Genomic DNA, 14831 nt, shown 5'->3' with positions numbered 1-14831 from the left:
ATTAGTTCTTTTTTTATGAATATTTCAGGTTTTAAAGAGATTTTTAAAAGAACTCCAAAAGAACGGACAATTATATTAGGTACAGCAATAATATTAGTACTTTTAGAGATCTTTGTTTTTCATAACAGTACTGTTGTACCATTTATACTTTTCATTTTGTGGTGTTTGCTTGTAAACTATATTGATACACGTAGCAAAAAATAATGAGTAAAACAAAAGACCCCTGCCGATTGGATGCATCAGGAGTCTTTTTTGACTTTAAAATATATATAATTTTGGATTTGAGATTTGAGTTTTGAGTTTGAATATTCCTTATTTGATCGTTAATTAGATAAATTAAGAATCTAATCGAACTAGTAGTTACCCTTTTCATTATTTAGCTAATTCTTCACGACCAATTTCAAGATAACGTTCCATGTCTTCTTTTGGCACCATGCTACCACCAGTTGCCCAAACAATATGATTAGCATTTTTCATTGGGAAATCAGCCGATAGATTTTCTAGCGACCGATCCATAATTGTAAATCCAGCAGCTGCCGAAGGTTCCAATCCAATTTTCTCAGTTTCATACAAACGAACAACATCTTTCATCATATCTTCGTCTTTGAAAGTTGCCGTTCCCAATAATAACGTCCGCATATTTTTACCAGCAATTCTTGATGCGCGACCAACAGCCAAACCATCAGCTTTAGTTGTGCCATCAATGCCAATATCATAAACAGAAATTTTATCATTTAAACCAGTAACCATCCCTAAGGTAACAGAAGGGATATGTGTGGGTTCTGCAAAAATAGCATGTGCATTTTCGCCTAAAACCTTCTTTAGACCAAAGGTAACGCCACTTGGACTGCCACCAACACCAGCTGGTAAGTATACAAACAAAGGATGATCCTTATCAACTTTAATTCCCTGGGATTTTAATTGGGCTTGTAGTCGCAATGCGGCAACCGAATAACCGAGGAATAAATCATATGAACCTTCATCATCAATGAAATAAGTCATTGGATCAGCTGCAGCCGACTTGCGAGCTTCAGTAATCGCATGTGTGAAGTTATCGTTGTACTCCACTACATTCACACCAAATGAACGTAACTTATCTTTCTTCCATTGTGAAGCATCGGCTGACATATGAACTGAAGTTCGAAAGCCTAATCTTTGCGCCACAATTCCAATTGAAAGACCTAAATTACCAGTTGAGCCCACCGCAATTCCATATTTGGCAAAAAGCTCGTGATACTTTTTGCTGGCTAACACGGCGTAATTGTCTTCATAGATCAAGCCGCCTTCTTGAATGGCCACTTTTTCAGCAAATTTCAAGACTTCATAAATTCCACCACGAGACTTAATCGAACCGGAAATTGGTAAGTAGTTATCAGCTTTGAGGTACAAGCCACCTTCTATTTTATTTGTAAAGCTTTTATTTAGACGAGCCTTCATGTCTGGAAGGTCTATTAATGGTGACTCAAGGATTCCATGAGTAGCCACCGTCTCTGGAAAAGCTACTTCAAAGTAAGGTGCAAATCGATGAAAACGTGCTTCAGCATCAAAAACATCTGCAATTCCAATTGAAAGATCAGCTTTCTTACCATAATCAGGGTTACGCCAGAAAAAAGGCTTTAACTCCTGCATTGTTTTTACTTCTGGGTACTTTTCGATCAAAGCATCGACATTCATTCTCTAGATCTCCCTATTCTTGTTTTTGTACGTTATCCAGTATAACAACAATGACTTCTTTTTTTAAGTGGTCTAAGGTAATTCAACACAAATTTAAGTTATCAACCGTGCTTTGTAAAATTTACAAACAGAATTGGTCATATAATTAATTTTTAGCATTATAGTCTAAGTACCAGCCGTACCAAGATTTGAACCAAAACTAACAATACAACTAACAAATTGCTCAATTTTATTTTTATCACTAACAACCAACTCAACAAATATCCCACTAGGAAGATAACTATTCCCTGCAAAAAAATATGACCATAGCATAGTGCGTCCCAGATATTTGTTGTTACCATGATCACTAACCAAAGATTTGAGCATTCAATTAAAACACGCTTGACTTCGGTTTTCTTTGATCTCACAATTGCCATGTTTTGTATCGCATAGTGTGCTCTAAGTGGTTGAATAATGGCAATTGTATATAACCAAATTGATAAACAAAAAAGTGCTAAAGAACTTATCGTAGGATCGTTTATAGAATACTGTAAATAAAACAACTGACTATTTGTCTGATAATAACTGTCGATTAGCTTCAACAAAATCAAGGTACTTATACACGCAAGTATTAACGGCCTTAAATACGTGACAAGATCCCGTGTTCTAATTTCAAACATTCGTCAATCTCCATTTTTTCATAAATTTCATGCGAAGCGATTATGATACTGCGGCCCTGTTATCGCAATTGGTTCATAAGCGTTACAAACTTTTGCAAACTTTCTTGATCCAAACCCCTAGAAGGCTCATCTAACAAAATGAGATTTTGCTTTTCCATTATGGCCTGAATAATTCCAGCCTTTTGACGCATTCCAACAGAATAATTTTTCATTTTGGTGTGACTATGTAAATCTAATGCCAGTGTTTGACAGAGTTTTTCCGCATATGCTTCGTTCAAACGAGACTTGATACTTGCTAAATAGCGAAGATTATAGGCTAAACTAAAGTTTTCCAAGAATCCAGGATTTTCAATCAACGCCCCTAGATTAGTGTTTGAACTCAATAAAATTTCACCGCTGTCTGGTTTTTCCAACCCCCCAATTAACTTAAACAGTGTCGATTTTCCTGAACCATTAATTCCTTTTAATTGAATGATTTGTCCTTTATCTGCGATCTGCAAACTTACATTTTCTAAAACGACTGCTTCCTTATAACTCTTAATAACCTTTTCAACTACTAATAAATTCGTCATTGTACCATTCCTACCGCCCTTCCTAAAATATTCATGATGATTTCATAGTGCACCATAATATTTAAACCCATCGCCAATATTAGGCCAAATACTTTATTAATTCTGAATAAAAAGGCGTTGATGCTTACTTCAAAAAGAATACCCTGACACCAATTAACTAAAACAAAAATTAAGGTAATGGCTCCCAATTGAGCATGAATTGGAATGATCATTAAGGTAAGCATCGTCTCAATTCCAATATATAAACTAACACGAATAACTGCCGTCATTTCCATAAATTGTAAGTATAATCTTTTACCCATTCTAGGGATTAACAACGGATTAATATGATCGAGTTGCCAACTCTGTTTAGCTGCCAAAAGAATATAAAGATTATTGAAAATAAGTGCCTGAATGTTACTCAATCCTAGACCAGAAAATAGATCCTTGCTGTGATAGGCAAAGGCTACCGCAATAACTGCCAGGAGTCCTATAAAAAACCATGTAGATAATAAAAACTTGTTATTGATGATTTTCTTCATATAATTTTCCTCTGATAAATAACGCAATTAATCCCCAGGTCACACTCACATACACAATACCAGTCAGTGTATATTGAACATAAAGCGACAAGCTCGGAATATTACTACCAATTATCTGATTTCCAGGCATAATTAAAATGGGAAGGAAAAATAAATAACTTATTAGACCATTTCCTAATAGTGTCGGAACTATGAACAACAGGAGACCTACTATTAACCCTAATCCCCAGAAGATATACGGATTTTTAATGAACAGACTAATCGCTAGTACCAAACAAATAAATATAGCCCACCCGATTGAGGTCAATAGAACAAACCAAAACAAGTTTACATAGCTATTTTGAGAAAAGATATAACCCAACGAGTTCCTCAAAAATCTACTTGACCGAAGCATTCGAATTGGTGCCATTAAAAAATTAATTTCAAGTAATAATAGGCACTGCCAAATAAGAGATGCCGTAAAAGTAACCACAAAAGTTTTAATAAAGAAATTTCGTATGTATCGTTGCAATGATCCTAGTCTATAAATCAAGAATTTATTGAAACCTGTATAACGATCTTGAGAAAGATTATTGGCAAAGAATAACGGCAAACAAATCATGGGCAACAACATCAATAACACTGATTCATAAGTTCCTTGAATGCTATAAAAGAAGCTAATTCCGGCTTCGACACTATTACCCACATCGCTGGCTGGTGGTTCGCCCATAAAAACAATGTAGGCCCAGACACCATAGGCAAAATAAAAGATACCTACCGCAAATACATTATATCTAGTTAATTTCATTACGATCTCTTTTCTGAAACTTTGTAACCACACACTAGTTCTTCCAAAGAAACCTGATAGATGTGGCTAAGCTTGACTAAATTAGTAATACTAGGTTGAGCATGTGCGTTTTCCCATTTAGACACTGATTGCCGAGAAATATGGAGTTTATTTGCAACCTCTTGTTGAGACAAACCGTTTCTCTGACGAATACGTTTGTAAGACAAAATTTCCCTCATGTTAAACACTTCCTCAAATAGTTAATTTTGTCGATTAACAAAACTTTTAAGGAATTCCAAGATCGATCACTTTTGAACTTACTACTTTAGAAAAAAAGAACCGGTAAAAGATCTACCTGTTCTTATTAATACCTGCCTTCATACACGTCTTAATTAGCGAAGCGTATATTCAGTTTTTAATTTTATGAACTCCCCCCAGAGCGTAGGTACTAATTTTCCGTTGTCAAAAATATAAATTTCAATTTTTGTTAATCAACAAAACTAATTATGCAATGAGAACGGCTCTTTGCATAGAAACCAGTGGTTTACATTCTAGCAACCATCGGTTTACGTGGCCGATTTCACCGGGAATTGAACTTCAATGAAGTTGAATAACTCTAACAAATAAGTTTCATGTCCTGTTATCATATTTATAGTGTATCTCTATATTTACTAACACGACTAAACAAAAAATTAACGTATGATTTTTACAGATTAACGTAAAAACAGACTTTTATTAATTTCAATTTCAAGCACTTATTGCTTTGAATGAGATTATTGTTTGCAAAAATTCTCTTTTTCATAGTTACTTCTCTTCAAATAAGATGATTATATGCTCCCTATTTAGGTAGTAATGCCGTAATTGGCACATTTAAGTAACCTAATATATGATCATAAGAACTATGACTAGGGATCTCCAACTTGAATCGTACAACAGCTTGAGGATTAAGATCTTGAATTGAAACATTCTTACCTTGGTTGTCAACATAACATTGAGAAGCAAAAATAGATTGGAATTTCACGGTAACCTGATTTGCTTGTTGTTTTTCACCAATTTTTGCTCCACTTGACCCTAACATCAAATCTCCAATTTTCTTATTATTAACCATAACATCTGCGTCTGATATCCATGTTGCTTTCTTAATTAAACTAGCTGTCGACTTAGCCATTTTTCGCTGATCAAATGACACCGAATAGTTGAGAACAAACGAATGTGAAGTTGAATTAATTTGATCAATTGCACCTTGGCCAGTTGTAAGGTTACCAGTTTTTTCAGTAACTTTATGAACGGTTGTGGAAAGTGACTTAGTTTTGATTGTGGGTAGTGAAATGCTCTGTGAGGATCCATTAACATGTCCAATACGAATATCAATGGTGTCATTGCTAGTTGATGAATCACCATTGACATAGAAGGCAATGAATTGACGGTAATGCCCAAGAGCAATCTGTCCATAATTTTGTTCAAGATCAATGACTGACTGATGTTGATTAAGTGTCACGTGTACATCCTGATGACGAAGTGCTGCAGGATTAATATGGGCACCATTATAGTCAATGACAAATGCTTTAATACCCGCAGATGTCATTACACCTCTAACTTGAATTGTTAATCCATCCCCCTTTACTGTTGATGAATTCACAGATTGATAAGCGGAGACATCTGACAGACCACTAAAAATTTCATTCATGGTAGGATCAAAATTTTGCGTTTTTTGATTTTTTTTATCAAGTAGTTGGTGAATTGCAGGAACAACACCTCCGGCCTGAATAGTCAATGGATTAAATAATATAATACTAAGAAGAGCGGCCACAGTAAGCATAAGTCCTAATTTTCGATGGCCTTGTTGCCGCTTAGTTGCTTGATTAAGTCCTCTGGTTATTGCCTGAGTAACCGCAGTTTCAGGTACTTTTATCTTATTTGTTTCTTGCTGCCAGTTAATATTCACGAATGACATCTCCTTTTTCTCGTAACCATTCACGGCCGCGGTTTAATCTACTCTTAACCGTTCCAGTTGGTACTCGTAAAATTTTTGCAATCTCAGATTCCTGTAATTCATTAAAATAAAAGAGAATCAATACCACACGAAACTTTTCTGGAACCATTACAAGATCTTGCATTAAATCCTGATGAAGATCCACTTGTTTATGACAATCTGCTGTTAATTCAACTATTTCTGGTACCGGTGTTTCGCGACGGTAAAGGTGACGCGAAACATTAATTAAAATACGTATTAACCATGTATCAAAATATTGTAAATGATGCAGATGCTTGATACTCAAAAAGGCTTGCAAAGATGTTTCTTGCACAATATCCAGAGCATCCTCTTTATTGTGAATGTAAAGCAACGCCGTTTTATAGAGTTTTGCTTGTCGATTAACCAGTAATTTAGTTAATGCTTCTCTATCACCTCGTTTTGCTAACAAAATCAGTTCCATATCTTTTTCCAATACGTTCCCCCCTCTTTTCATTCCTACACCTATTAGTGACTAGTCATAGATAAAAGGTTCCAACAAATTCAACATTTGGTAATTTTTTTATGCCTTATTCAAAAAAATTCCCGCCAAAAATTTCAACCACAAGTTTGTGATTACATTTTCTGACGAGAATCCTTATAGTAATACAGGACATTCTCCATTAATTTTGTTTTTTCAGAATACTTGACGCTACAGAGAACAATCTTTTATTTCATGCTATGTAAAATAACAAAAGTCCCCGCGAAGAAAGTATTACTACTCTTCTTTTGTTATTATTCCCCATAAATACTTATTTTCCGTTGCCATTGTTTTTAGTGATTTAACTTACCACATAAATGTAGTATATATGCATACAAATCAAAACGGTAAATTAAAAAATTAACGTGCACTTTTTAATGATTAACGTCATGATTCAACAAAATTTAAAATTACAGTTCATTGCTTCGGTGTTTGATAATAACTAAAGCTGTCAATAAAACAATCTGTAAGAGTAATAATTCGCTGAAACCTACTTCAATGCCTAAAATCACATACTGAAGTATGATAACTGTGCATCCCACTCCTATTACAGCCGATCATAAGCCTTTTTATGCACCTCATATTTAAAGATAGCTTCTAAATCAGGATAATGCTGATTAAAAACCGGCACATAGCCGTGCTTGGTAACCTCGGTGAAAATTATTTTGCCACACTGCTCATTATTCAATTCAAGGTGTACACCATTAGCCATCAAAGTAACCTTTTTGACACCCTGAATTCGTTTAAGTCGTTCTACATTCTGATATCCTTCAATATCTAATCTCAACCGACCAAATTGTCGATAAATTTCTGTTGGTGTCCCTTTTAAAACAGTTTGGCCATGTTTCAACATGACAATATAGTCTGATAACTTCTGTACATTATCCATATTATGAGTTGAAAAGATAACCATTGTCCCTTGCTGCTTTGCCGTTAAGATCGCCTTAATCAGCAATTCACTATTTACCGGATCCAATCCAGAAAATGGTTCATCCAAAATTAACAATTGTGGCTTAAACATCAGACAAGCAATCAGTTGCACTTTTTGTGCATTTCCTTTGGATAAAGATTCGATTTTATCAGTGGATTTCCCAACCACATTAAGTCTTTTCATCCAGTCGTCTAGGAGTATTATAGCTTCCGCTTTTTTCATCCCGTGTAGTGCTGCAAAGTAAAGCAGTTGACTTTTAATGGTCTCCTTTGGATAGAGCCCCCGTTCTTCAGGCATATACCCGACTTTCGCGGTGATTGCATCAGGAGTCAATGGTTTGCCACTCCACAATATTTTTCCGCTGTCTGGTTTAATAAAATCCAAAATCATGTGAAAAGTTGTCGATTTCCCCGCGCCGTTTTGCCCGATCAAGCTCAATATTTGACCACTATGCAAGGAAAATGATAAATCGGATACCGCATTAAAGTTACCAAATCGTTTCGAAACATGTTGTAGTTCAATCATTTAAAACTCACCTTTTATTTTCTTTCAAGTTGCCAGTATTTTCGTGTGCAAGCACTGATAAAAACGGATTTGCTTTCTTGGATGATAACAAGCCAAAGCGATACTGCCGAATACTCTGTTTTAGTAGCCAAGCTATGATAACCAACTGAATTATGATGTTCAAATAGGCTTCAACGTAACTAACATTTTGATTAGCCAATAATGTTGGCATCAATAAGGATCCAATTGGTGGAAAGGCTAATACAACATTGGCGTACACACGCATAACGCTAATTCCTGCATCAAAGTAATGTGGTGCATTAAATAAAAATGCCACCATCGTTCCAGTCCCGATCAGTAACATAACTGGAATAACGGCCACCGCCACTTGTGACTCATCCGTCACATAAGACGCAATTTCGGTAGCCCACACTAGTGCCATAAATAACGCCACTGCGGCATCTAACACAATGTACACGAAAAAAACGGGGCTAGTATTTCTAATGATTGTTTGAACGATAAAACCGTGCGTCACTCGCTCGTATATATAAATTAACCCTGCATAAATCGTCATGTGTAAAAGCATCAGGCAATAGGTTGCTGAGATTTTACCAATCAATTGTTCTTTAGCATCTACCATTGCCAATAACATTTCCGAAATTTTACTCGTTTTATCCACAGCCACCGAATTAGCCATAATAGACACATACGAAAGACTAACCATAAAAATAAATATGGGGAGAAAGTTTCCCCAAAATAAATTTAAATTCAAATAATTGCTAGTCGACAGATCGAGATGAATATTTCCGCTTCGTTCAAAAATTGCTGCAATTAATAATGGCCACAAAATAATTGTCCAATAAGTAAATGAACTTAATTGACCTTTAATTTCATGACAAGCTACCGCCAAAACTTGTTTTTGTTTGAGTATCTTCATCTCATCACTTCCCCATTAATCCATAATTGCGGCTTTTTGGTATTTCTGTTTGACTATCCAAAAATAGCCTACAAGCAAAAGCATTTGCAGACCCGTACTTATGAATAAAAAGAACGTATCATCCCGATGATAAAAAACAAGTTGACTGCTAATTATTTGTGACCACACCGGAAAAATTAGAGCAGTAAGCAACTTAGAACTCGAAAAATGTCCCAAAGTGACGAATGTCAAAAAGATGGAAATCATGATATACACATAAACTGGCGTTAAAGCCTGTAGTAAATGACTATGATTTTTTATGTAAATGCTGATATGTGCAGTCAATAACAATATCCAACCAAAGATTTGTAACATAAGTAAAATTAATAAAAAGGTGTGCCAATTTACAAAGTAACTGTAACTGGCTGTCATTAACGAGGATAACAATTCATTCGTTGTCATAAAAAAAGAGAAACCAATTATATATAGACCCAAGCTTGCTATCAAAAGATAAAAGACACCTAGTAATCTGCCAGAAAATTGATCCTCTGATCTACTAATGACCCACAAAAACTCATTAATTTTTGACGATCGATCATTTTCAATCTCATTCCCAGTTATGGGTATTAATAACAAACTGAAGAGTAAGACAAAGACACCCATGCCAATTGATAAAGTTCTGGGAAAATTACTAAACACTAAATTTTTCGTGTTCACATCAGGCGAGATTCCAAATGCTAAAATCATAACTAACACAGAAACCGGCCATAACAAGCCGGACCAGTATGAGCTTTTCTTGATGTTATGTTTAAACGTAAATTTAGCTATAACATTTAACCGTCGTAAATTTATTTTTGTCATAAAAGCTCTAAACGAATTCGTGAAAAGCATGCAATCTAGCCATATTCGTTTTAGTATTCACCCCTTTACTAATTTTACCTATTTGTTACTACGCTCACTTTTGCGCCAATAATATATTTCTGTAATGATTCCGATAATCTGCAATAAACCCCAAACTATCCCGCATATCGTTGCCGTAAGTGCAGCACCATACGCTTTGCCATCTAAAATGTAAATTAGATTGAAGATCAGACAGGTTATAAACAAGCCCCTATAATCCATAAGGTCATTAAAGGCCGTTGGCCGTTCTGGCTTAAATAGCCATAATACAGCTGCAAAAGATACCTAATATAAGCCTTCCATGTTGTCGTTTTAGTTCATCATCTAAAGTAGAGGCTACACTTGGTGATAAACTATAAAAAGCCAAGCAGAGCAAAGTGCTTTTCCGGAACCATAGCAAGATCTTGCATCAAGTCTTGATGAAGATCCACTTACCTATGAAAATCTGTTGTCAATTCAACCACTTCGGACACAAGTCTATCACGATAATAAAAGCGACGCGATACATTAATCAAAATACGTACTAATCACGTATCAAAATATTGTGGGTGCCGCAGATGCTTGATACTCAAGAATACCTGTAAAGAAGTTTCTTGCACAATATCTAGAGCATCCTCCTGATTGTGAAAATATAACAACGCAGTTTTGTACATTTTTGATTGCAGATCAACCAGTAAGGTAGACCACTCTTCTCTATCACCCCACTTTGCTTGAAAAACTAGTTCTATATCTTTTTTCAATGTGTTTATTCCCAAACGTTTGACCCCCAGACCTATTAGTGACTAGTCATAGATAAAAGGTTTCAACAATCTCAGCATTTGGTAATTTTCTTTATGTCTTATTCAAAAAATTCCCGACAAAAATTTCAACCACAAGTTTGTGATTACATTTTCTGACGAGAACCTTTATAAATAATACAGGACGTTGTCCACTAATTTTACTTTTTAAAACATTTGATGCTTCTCATAACAATTCGCTTGACTGAAGATTTTTGGTAATAATAAAAATAAAAATAACAGATATTTTCCGAAAATAATCGTTGACTGATTTTAAAATCTTAAATCGAAGCACCTCACACCGGCACTAATTTTTATCTTTGTGCCAATAATACAAACTTGTAGCTATTCCAATAATCTGTAATAAACTCCATATAATACCACATATTGTAGCTGTAAGCGCCGCTCCAAATGATTTGCCATCCAAAATATAAATAACGTTAAAAATAATTGCAGCTATAAACAGTCCCCATTCTATAATACTTAAGGTTTTACTATCCGATTTCATACCAACACGCCCTTCTTAGCCTCTTTTCTGCTCCCTTAAGCTACGCTTCTTTAGATAATTAAAGTCACAGTAGTAAAATTTGATGTAGAGCTAATAATATATTTATCTTCAGTATCGAACACTTGAACGCTAAAAAATTAAGCAATTCGTCTACATCAAACTATAATATTTAGATTTGCTCATGTCTTCAAATTAAATAAAGAGAGTAATCGTTTTGGTAGTCATGCTTGCCCATCCTTTTGACATTCCAACTTTTCTCAATGCCGAATAAATGATATGGTACTCTGTACCTGTGTAATGATCCACAACTTTTAGAAAGTTTCCTAAGCCCGTAAGCTTTGTAATCTTCTTTTTCGCCGCTTTAGGTAGTTTTTTCCATACTTTCAATATCAATTTTGCAACAGTTTTTCCTCTCATTCTTGTTTCGGGATTTTGAGACTGTTGATATAAATAAACCACTTCTTTGTCACTAATTGTTGATAGTTCTTCTGCCGTAAAATTGTCATAATACATAAGGTGTGTTTTTGCTTGTTTAACTTCATCTGGTGTAATTACCAAGTTAATTGTCGGATCAAAGTTATCATACAACTCTGCATCTTGAATTTCATTTGTTTGGATTGTTGTTTCCGACTTTTGTTGATTAAAAAGTTTTGCAACATCGTCCCCTGATAGTTCCCCTTGATTCTCTAATTTTGTTGTTATATCTTGTTTGCTTGTTTCATCATTTTTAACAGTATCAGCATAAGCCACAGAACTTGGCACTACAACAGTACCTAAAGACATTAACGTCAAAACTAATGCAATATTTTTCATGTTCTTCTTTAACATAATAAATCCCCCCGTAAACACTTATTTTCATTGTCGTTTTTAATCCCTACCCCACTTTATTAAATCGCAAACACCTCATAATTATTTAGTATGTCTATAGTATATAGTCAAACGGTCTGGTGTGAGTAAATAAAAAATAAACGTACCAATTTCAATGATTAACGTAAAAAAATGGATTTACAATTTTATACTGTAAATCCATTTTAAGATACATGATTTTTCATCAATTTAGTCAAATCTCGGGCCTTGCGAAAAGATGCCTTGCAAAAAAGTCCCTGATTAAAATGCAATTGTCTGGTTTGAGCGTTAAAGCTGGTCATATGATCTAAATTAACCAAATAACTTTTATCACAACGAAACAAATTCGTATACTTTTCTTCCAAATTGTTCAGATTTCCGGGGAATTCTGCTTGTCGATTTTCAGCAATCATGGTAACGCTTCCCGGGCGCTCTTTGATGGTATATAACATCACTAATTCGCTCATTGGTACTGAAAAATAGCGGGACCCGATGTGATACCCAAACAACGACTGTTGATGATAGAGAGACTCAACGTATTGAGATCGCGCTAAATTGACGTCTTCAATAATTTTAGATTTAATATCTTCAATTGATTGATCTTTTAAGATATAGTCCAATGGTGCAATCTTACGCTCCAAGGTTAAAAATGCCAATTCATCATGTGTCGTCACGAACACAATTTGTGCAAATGGCATCTTCTGTCGAATTTTACTAGCCAGCTTTAATCCCGCATCCGTCTGTTTGGCAATTTCCATATCCAAAAAAAACAGTCCCTGTTCCTGGTCTAAAATACCATTCTCTAATTTTTCAACACTGTTTGTGGCACAAACCAACTTCATCGCATAGTCATTAATCATAATAGTATTTTTAATAATTCTTGCGTAAAATGCCTGTTGCTCTGGATTGTCTTCTAATAAATAGATTGAAAACACTTATTTCTCCCCCGTAATAATTAAAGTAATTCTTAGTTTTCGTTGTATCAATTGTGTATCTAAGTAAAAATTTTCATTTTGATCAACTAGTTCCTTGACGTTTGCAAGTCCTAATCCACGATCCTCTCCTTTTGAGGAAAATCCAAGTTTAAAGATTTTCCTCAAATCAAATGGTAACTTTACCGTATTTTCAACAGAAATTTCTACAGTATCAACCGTTTTAATCAGGGCACAGGCGACTTTTCGATCGGACATTTTTTCTGCCTGCTCAATCGCATTATCTAAAAGCACTCCGACAATTCTAACGATATCCACCAATTGCTTTTCAATAAAAAAATCACTTTGTTCAATTTCAATATTCAACTCAACATTTTGTTTGCGAGCTTCAAAAAACTTCTGGACAATAAGCCCTTGCAAGGTTTCGTTTTTGAGATGATCTAATTGAGATATACTCGCTTTTTTTAATGACTGATTTAAATTCTTTTGATTTTTCAACTCATACAAGTATTCATTAAGTTCAGTTTGATCACCGTGCTTAGCTAATTCTGACATGGACACCATAATATTTCGAAAATCATGCTTAAATTGACGCAGCTCCGTATATTGTTGGGAAACACTATCCAAATAATCGTGTAATTGTTGATTCCTCATTTTTTCGTCTTTCACACTCTGCTGAGTAGCATAGGTCTTTATGAAGAACTGCATTTGCCAACCCATTAAAAGAATAATCAACATAAAGATCACAATACTGGCTGCTTGAATTGTTGCTGTGATATTCTGAATATCACTAATAATTAAAATGATTTGAATAGATGCATAAATCATCATTAACATCCAAAAAATTCGTGTGGATAATCCTAAGTCTTCAATTTGATCAACCAAATGATACCACCATGTACGATGGTGATAAAACCAAATAAATAAAAGTAAAGTAAAAAATAAATCAATCACAAGATCTTGTGTAATCAGCATGCCACTAACTTTAGAAAGTGATTTAAGCGAATGAAAATGATTTTTCCACATTGAAATTGTCGTGCTAATGTATGCACTAATAGAAATAAGTATCATTTGGATAATAACGCTTATGAGCATGGTATTTACATAACGCAGACGGATTTTACACCGCCTTTGTCTACCTATCTCAATTACGACTGCTCCTAAAACTAAAGGAAGGTAAGCAGCATCTTCCAAAAATATCCCTAAAATTGCACAAAGAATGCTAACTCCAAAGTTTAAAGTAACTACATTCAACTCACAATTATTTTTTAGATAGGTATTCATATTTAAAATAACAAAAATTAGCACAAAATTTTCAATAAAAAATTCAGTAATCCCAGGTTCTATCATTTGTATGTTAGTTTAGATGAATAATCAGATTAGTTCATCCTTGGCTTCCTTTAAACCAAATCTTCGTCTTGCATCACATCCTCTAGTTTAACTAAATTGTATCAACGACACAATATAAACAGTGATGTTTTCGATTAACGTATAATAGTTCGTGATTAACGTTAATCATCAAAATAAACGCCCTTCTACTTTTTTAGCGGCCTAATTACATTTAACAGACCTACCACTAAATGACCAATAAGAATGCTAACGATTCCCCAAATAGCAGAGTAACTTGGAAATAACCAAAGAATTGTCAACGAAATTATAAAGAAAATTGCCATTACAATATAAAATCTCTTCTTAGTCGTCATTTTATTAAACCTTTTTATCTAAATTAATTTTGCAATTTGTGGTCTAACCATCTTGCGATTGCTAAAATGAATGCTAGTGCCAATATTCCCCACCCGATAATATGGGTCTACACTTTCTGGTATTGGTGAAT

At 34.6% G+C, this 14831-nt stretch carries 16 protein-coding genes; 1 reads left to right on the top strand and 15 read right to left on the bottom strand.

Annotated features, from left to right (window positions below; translation table 11 throughout):
- The coding region (locus tag IV87_RS11265; protein WP_236698995.1) for a hypothetical protein at positions 1-204 on the top strand (204 nt) is incomplete at its 5' end.
- Between the two features lie 168 nt (positions 205-372).
- Here the strand turns inward: IV87_RS11265 and IV87_RS10040 are convergent.
- The 15 genes from IV87_RS10040 to IV87_RS09965 all read right to left on the bottom strand — a co-directional run bounded on the left by IV87_RS10040 (position 373) and on the right by IV87_RS09965 (position 14281).
- The gene (locus IV87_RS10040; protein WP_057807889.1) at positions 373-1674 is read right to left on the bottom strand and encodes a D-serine ammonia-lyase; all 1302 of its coding nucleotides are present in this window, start codon (positions 1672-1674) and stop codon (positions 373-375) included.
- A gap of 718 nt (positions 1675-2392) precedes the next feature.
- Complete coding sequence (locus tag IV87_RS10030; protein WP_057807886.1) at positions 2393-2905, bottom strand: ATP-binding cassette domain-containing protein; 513 nt, start codon at positions 2903-2905, stop codon at positions 2393-2395.
- Complete coding sequence (locus IV87_RS10025) at positions 2902-3426, bottom strand: hypothetical protein (protein ID WP_057807884.1); 525 nt, start codon at positions 3424-3426, stop codon at positions 2902-2904. Before IV87_RS10025 ends, IV87_RS10030 begins: the two co-directional genes overlap by 4 nt.
- Positions 3407-4213 (bottom strand): hypothetical protein, encoded by an 807-nt coding sequence (locus IV87_RS10020; protein ID WP_057807882.1) that lies wholly within the window; start codon positions 4211-4213, stop codon positions 3407-3409. Before IV87_RS10020 ends, IV87_RS10025 begins: the two co-directional genes overlap by 20 nt.
- Positions 4213-4431 (bottom strand): helix-turn-helix domain-containing protein, encoded by a 219-nt coding sequence (locus IV87_RS10015; RefSeq protein WP_057807880.1) that lies wholly within the window; start codon positions 4429-4431, stop codon positions 4213-4215. Before IV87_RS10015 ends, IV87_RS10020 begins: the two co-directional genes overlap by 1 nt.
- A 599-nt stretch (positions 4432-5030) precedes the next feature.
- Complete coding sequence (locus IV87_RS10010) at positions 5031-6137, bottom strand: hypothetical protein (RefSeq protein WP_057807878.1); 1107 nt, start codon at positions 6135-6137, stop codon at positions 5031-5033.
- Positions 6127-6639 (bottom strand): sigma-70 family RNA polymerase sigma factor, encoded by a 513-nt coding sequence (locus IV87_RS10005; RefSeq protein WP_057807876.1) that lies wholly within the window; start codon positions 6637-6639, stop codon positions 6127-6129. The genes IV87_RS10010 and IV87_RS10005 overlap by 11 nt, the downstream gene beginning before the upstream one ends.
- Positions 6640-7231: 592 nt before the next feature.
- Positions 7232-8140, bottom strand: a complete 909-nt coding sequence (locus tag IV87_RS10000) for an ABC transporter ATP-binding protein (RefSeq protein ID WP_057807874.1) — start codon at positions 8138-8140, stop codon at positions 7232-7234.
- Positions 8141-8147: 7 nt separating this feature from the next.
- Positions 8148-9056: an ABC transporter permease gene (locus tag IV87_RS09995; RefSeq protein ID WP_057807872.1), complete on the bottom strand. Its 909-nt coding sequence runs from the start codon at positions 9054-9056 to the stop codon at positions 8148-8150.
- Positions 9057-9071: 15 nt separating this feature from the next.
- Positions 9072-9896: a hypothetical protein gene (locus tag IV87_RS09990; protein WP_057807870.1), complete on the bottom strand. Its 825-nt coding sequence runs from the start codon at positions 9894-9896 to the stop codon at positions 9072-9074.
- A gap of 566 nt (positions 9897-10462) precedes the next feature.
- A complete protein-coding gene (locus IV87_RS09985; protein ID WP_143053199.1) occupies positions 10463-10675 on the bottom strand; it encodes a hypothetical protein in 213 nt (70 codons plus the stop codon).
- Between the two features lie 343 nt (positions 10676-11018).
- On the bottom strand, positions 11019-11219 hold the full coding sequence (locus IV87_RS09980) for a hypothetical protein (RefSeq protein ID WP_057750857.1): 201 nt from the start codon (positions 11217-11219) through the stop codon (positions 11019-11021).
- Between the two features lie 192 nt (positions 11220-11411).
- The gene (locus tag IV87_RS09975; protein ID WP_057807868.1) at positions 11412-12047 is read right to left on the bottom strand and encodes a hypothetical protein; all 636 of its coding nucleotides are present in this window, start codon (positions 12045-12047) and stop codon (positions 11412-11414) included.
- Positions 12048-12250: 203 nt separating this feature from the next.
- Entirely contained in the window at positions 12251-13000 is a 750-nt protein-coding gene (locus IV87_RS09970) for a response regulator transcription factor (RefSeq protein ID WP_057807865.1), read from the bottom strand.
- Entirely contained in the window at positions 13001-14281 is a 1281-nt protein-coding gene (locus IV87_RS09965; RefSeq protein WP_162259955.1) for a sensor histidine kinase, read from the bottom strand. It abuts the gene before it with no gap.
- Positions 14282-14831 lie beyond the last annotated feature (550 nt).

It is taken from the genome of Pediococcus ethanolidurans, from assembly GCF_001437405.1.
Classification (GTDB): Bacteria; Bacillota; Bacilli; order Lactobacillales; family Lactobacillaceae; genus Pediococcus; species Pediococcus ethanolidurans.
The sequence above is the reverse complement of the archived record's forward strand: the minus strand, read 5'-3'. Positions and strand labels throughout refer to the sequence as shown.

What these genes read in the sequence shown, in the direction of transcription:
- IV87_RS10040 (WP_057807889.1), bottom strand. Translation starts at nt 1,674, where the DNA reads ATGAATGTCGATGCTTTGATCGAAAAGTACCCAGAAGTAAAAACAATG.
- IV87_RS10030 (WP_057807886.1), bottom strand. Translation starts at nt 2,905, where the DNA reads ATGACGAATTTATTAGTAGTTGAAAAGGTTATTAAGAGTTATAAGGAA.
- IV87_RS10025 (WP_057807884.1), bottom strand. Translation starts at nt 3,426, where the DNA reads ATGAAGAAAATCATCAATAACAAGTTTTTATTATCTACATGGTTTTTT.
- IV87_RS10020 (WP_057807882.1), bottom strand. Translation starts at nt 4,213, where the DNA reads ATGAAATTAACTAGATATAATGTATTTGCGGTAGGTATCTTTTATTTT.
- IV87_RS10015 (WP_057807880.1), bottom strand. Translation starts at nt 4,431, where the DNA reads ATGAGGGAAATTTTGTCTTACAAACGTATTCGTCAGAGAAACGGTTTG.
- IV87_RS10000 (WP_057807874.1), bottom strand. Translation starts at nt 8,140, where the DNA reads ATGATTGAACTACAACATGTTTCGAAACGATTTGGTAACTTTAATGCG.
- IV87_RS09995 (WP_057807872.1), bottom strand. Translation starts at nt 9,056, where the DNA reads ATGAAGATACTCAAACAAAAACAAGTTTTGGCGGTAGCTTGTCATGAA.
- IV87_RS09990 (WP_057807870.1), bottom strand. Translation starts at nt 9,896, where the DNA reads ATGACAAAAATAAATTTACGACGGTTAAATGTTATAGCTAAATTTACG.
- IV87_RS09980 (WP_057750857.1), bottom strand. Translation starts at nt 11,219, where the DNA reads ATGAAATCGGATAGTAAAACCTTAAGTATTATAGAATGGGGACTGTTT.
- IV87_RS09975 (WP_057807868.1), bottom strand. Translation starts at nt 12,047, where the DNA reads ATGTTAAAGAAGAACATGAAAAATATTGCATTAGTTTTGACGTTAATG.
- IV87_RS09965 (WP_162259955.1), bottom strand. Translation starts at nt 14,281, where the DNA reads ATGAATACCTATCTAAAAAATAATTGTGAGTTGAATGTAGTTACTTTA.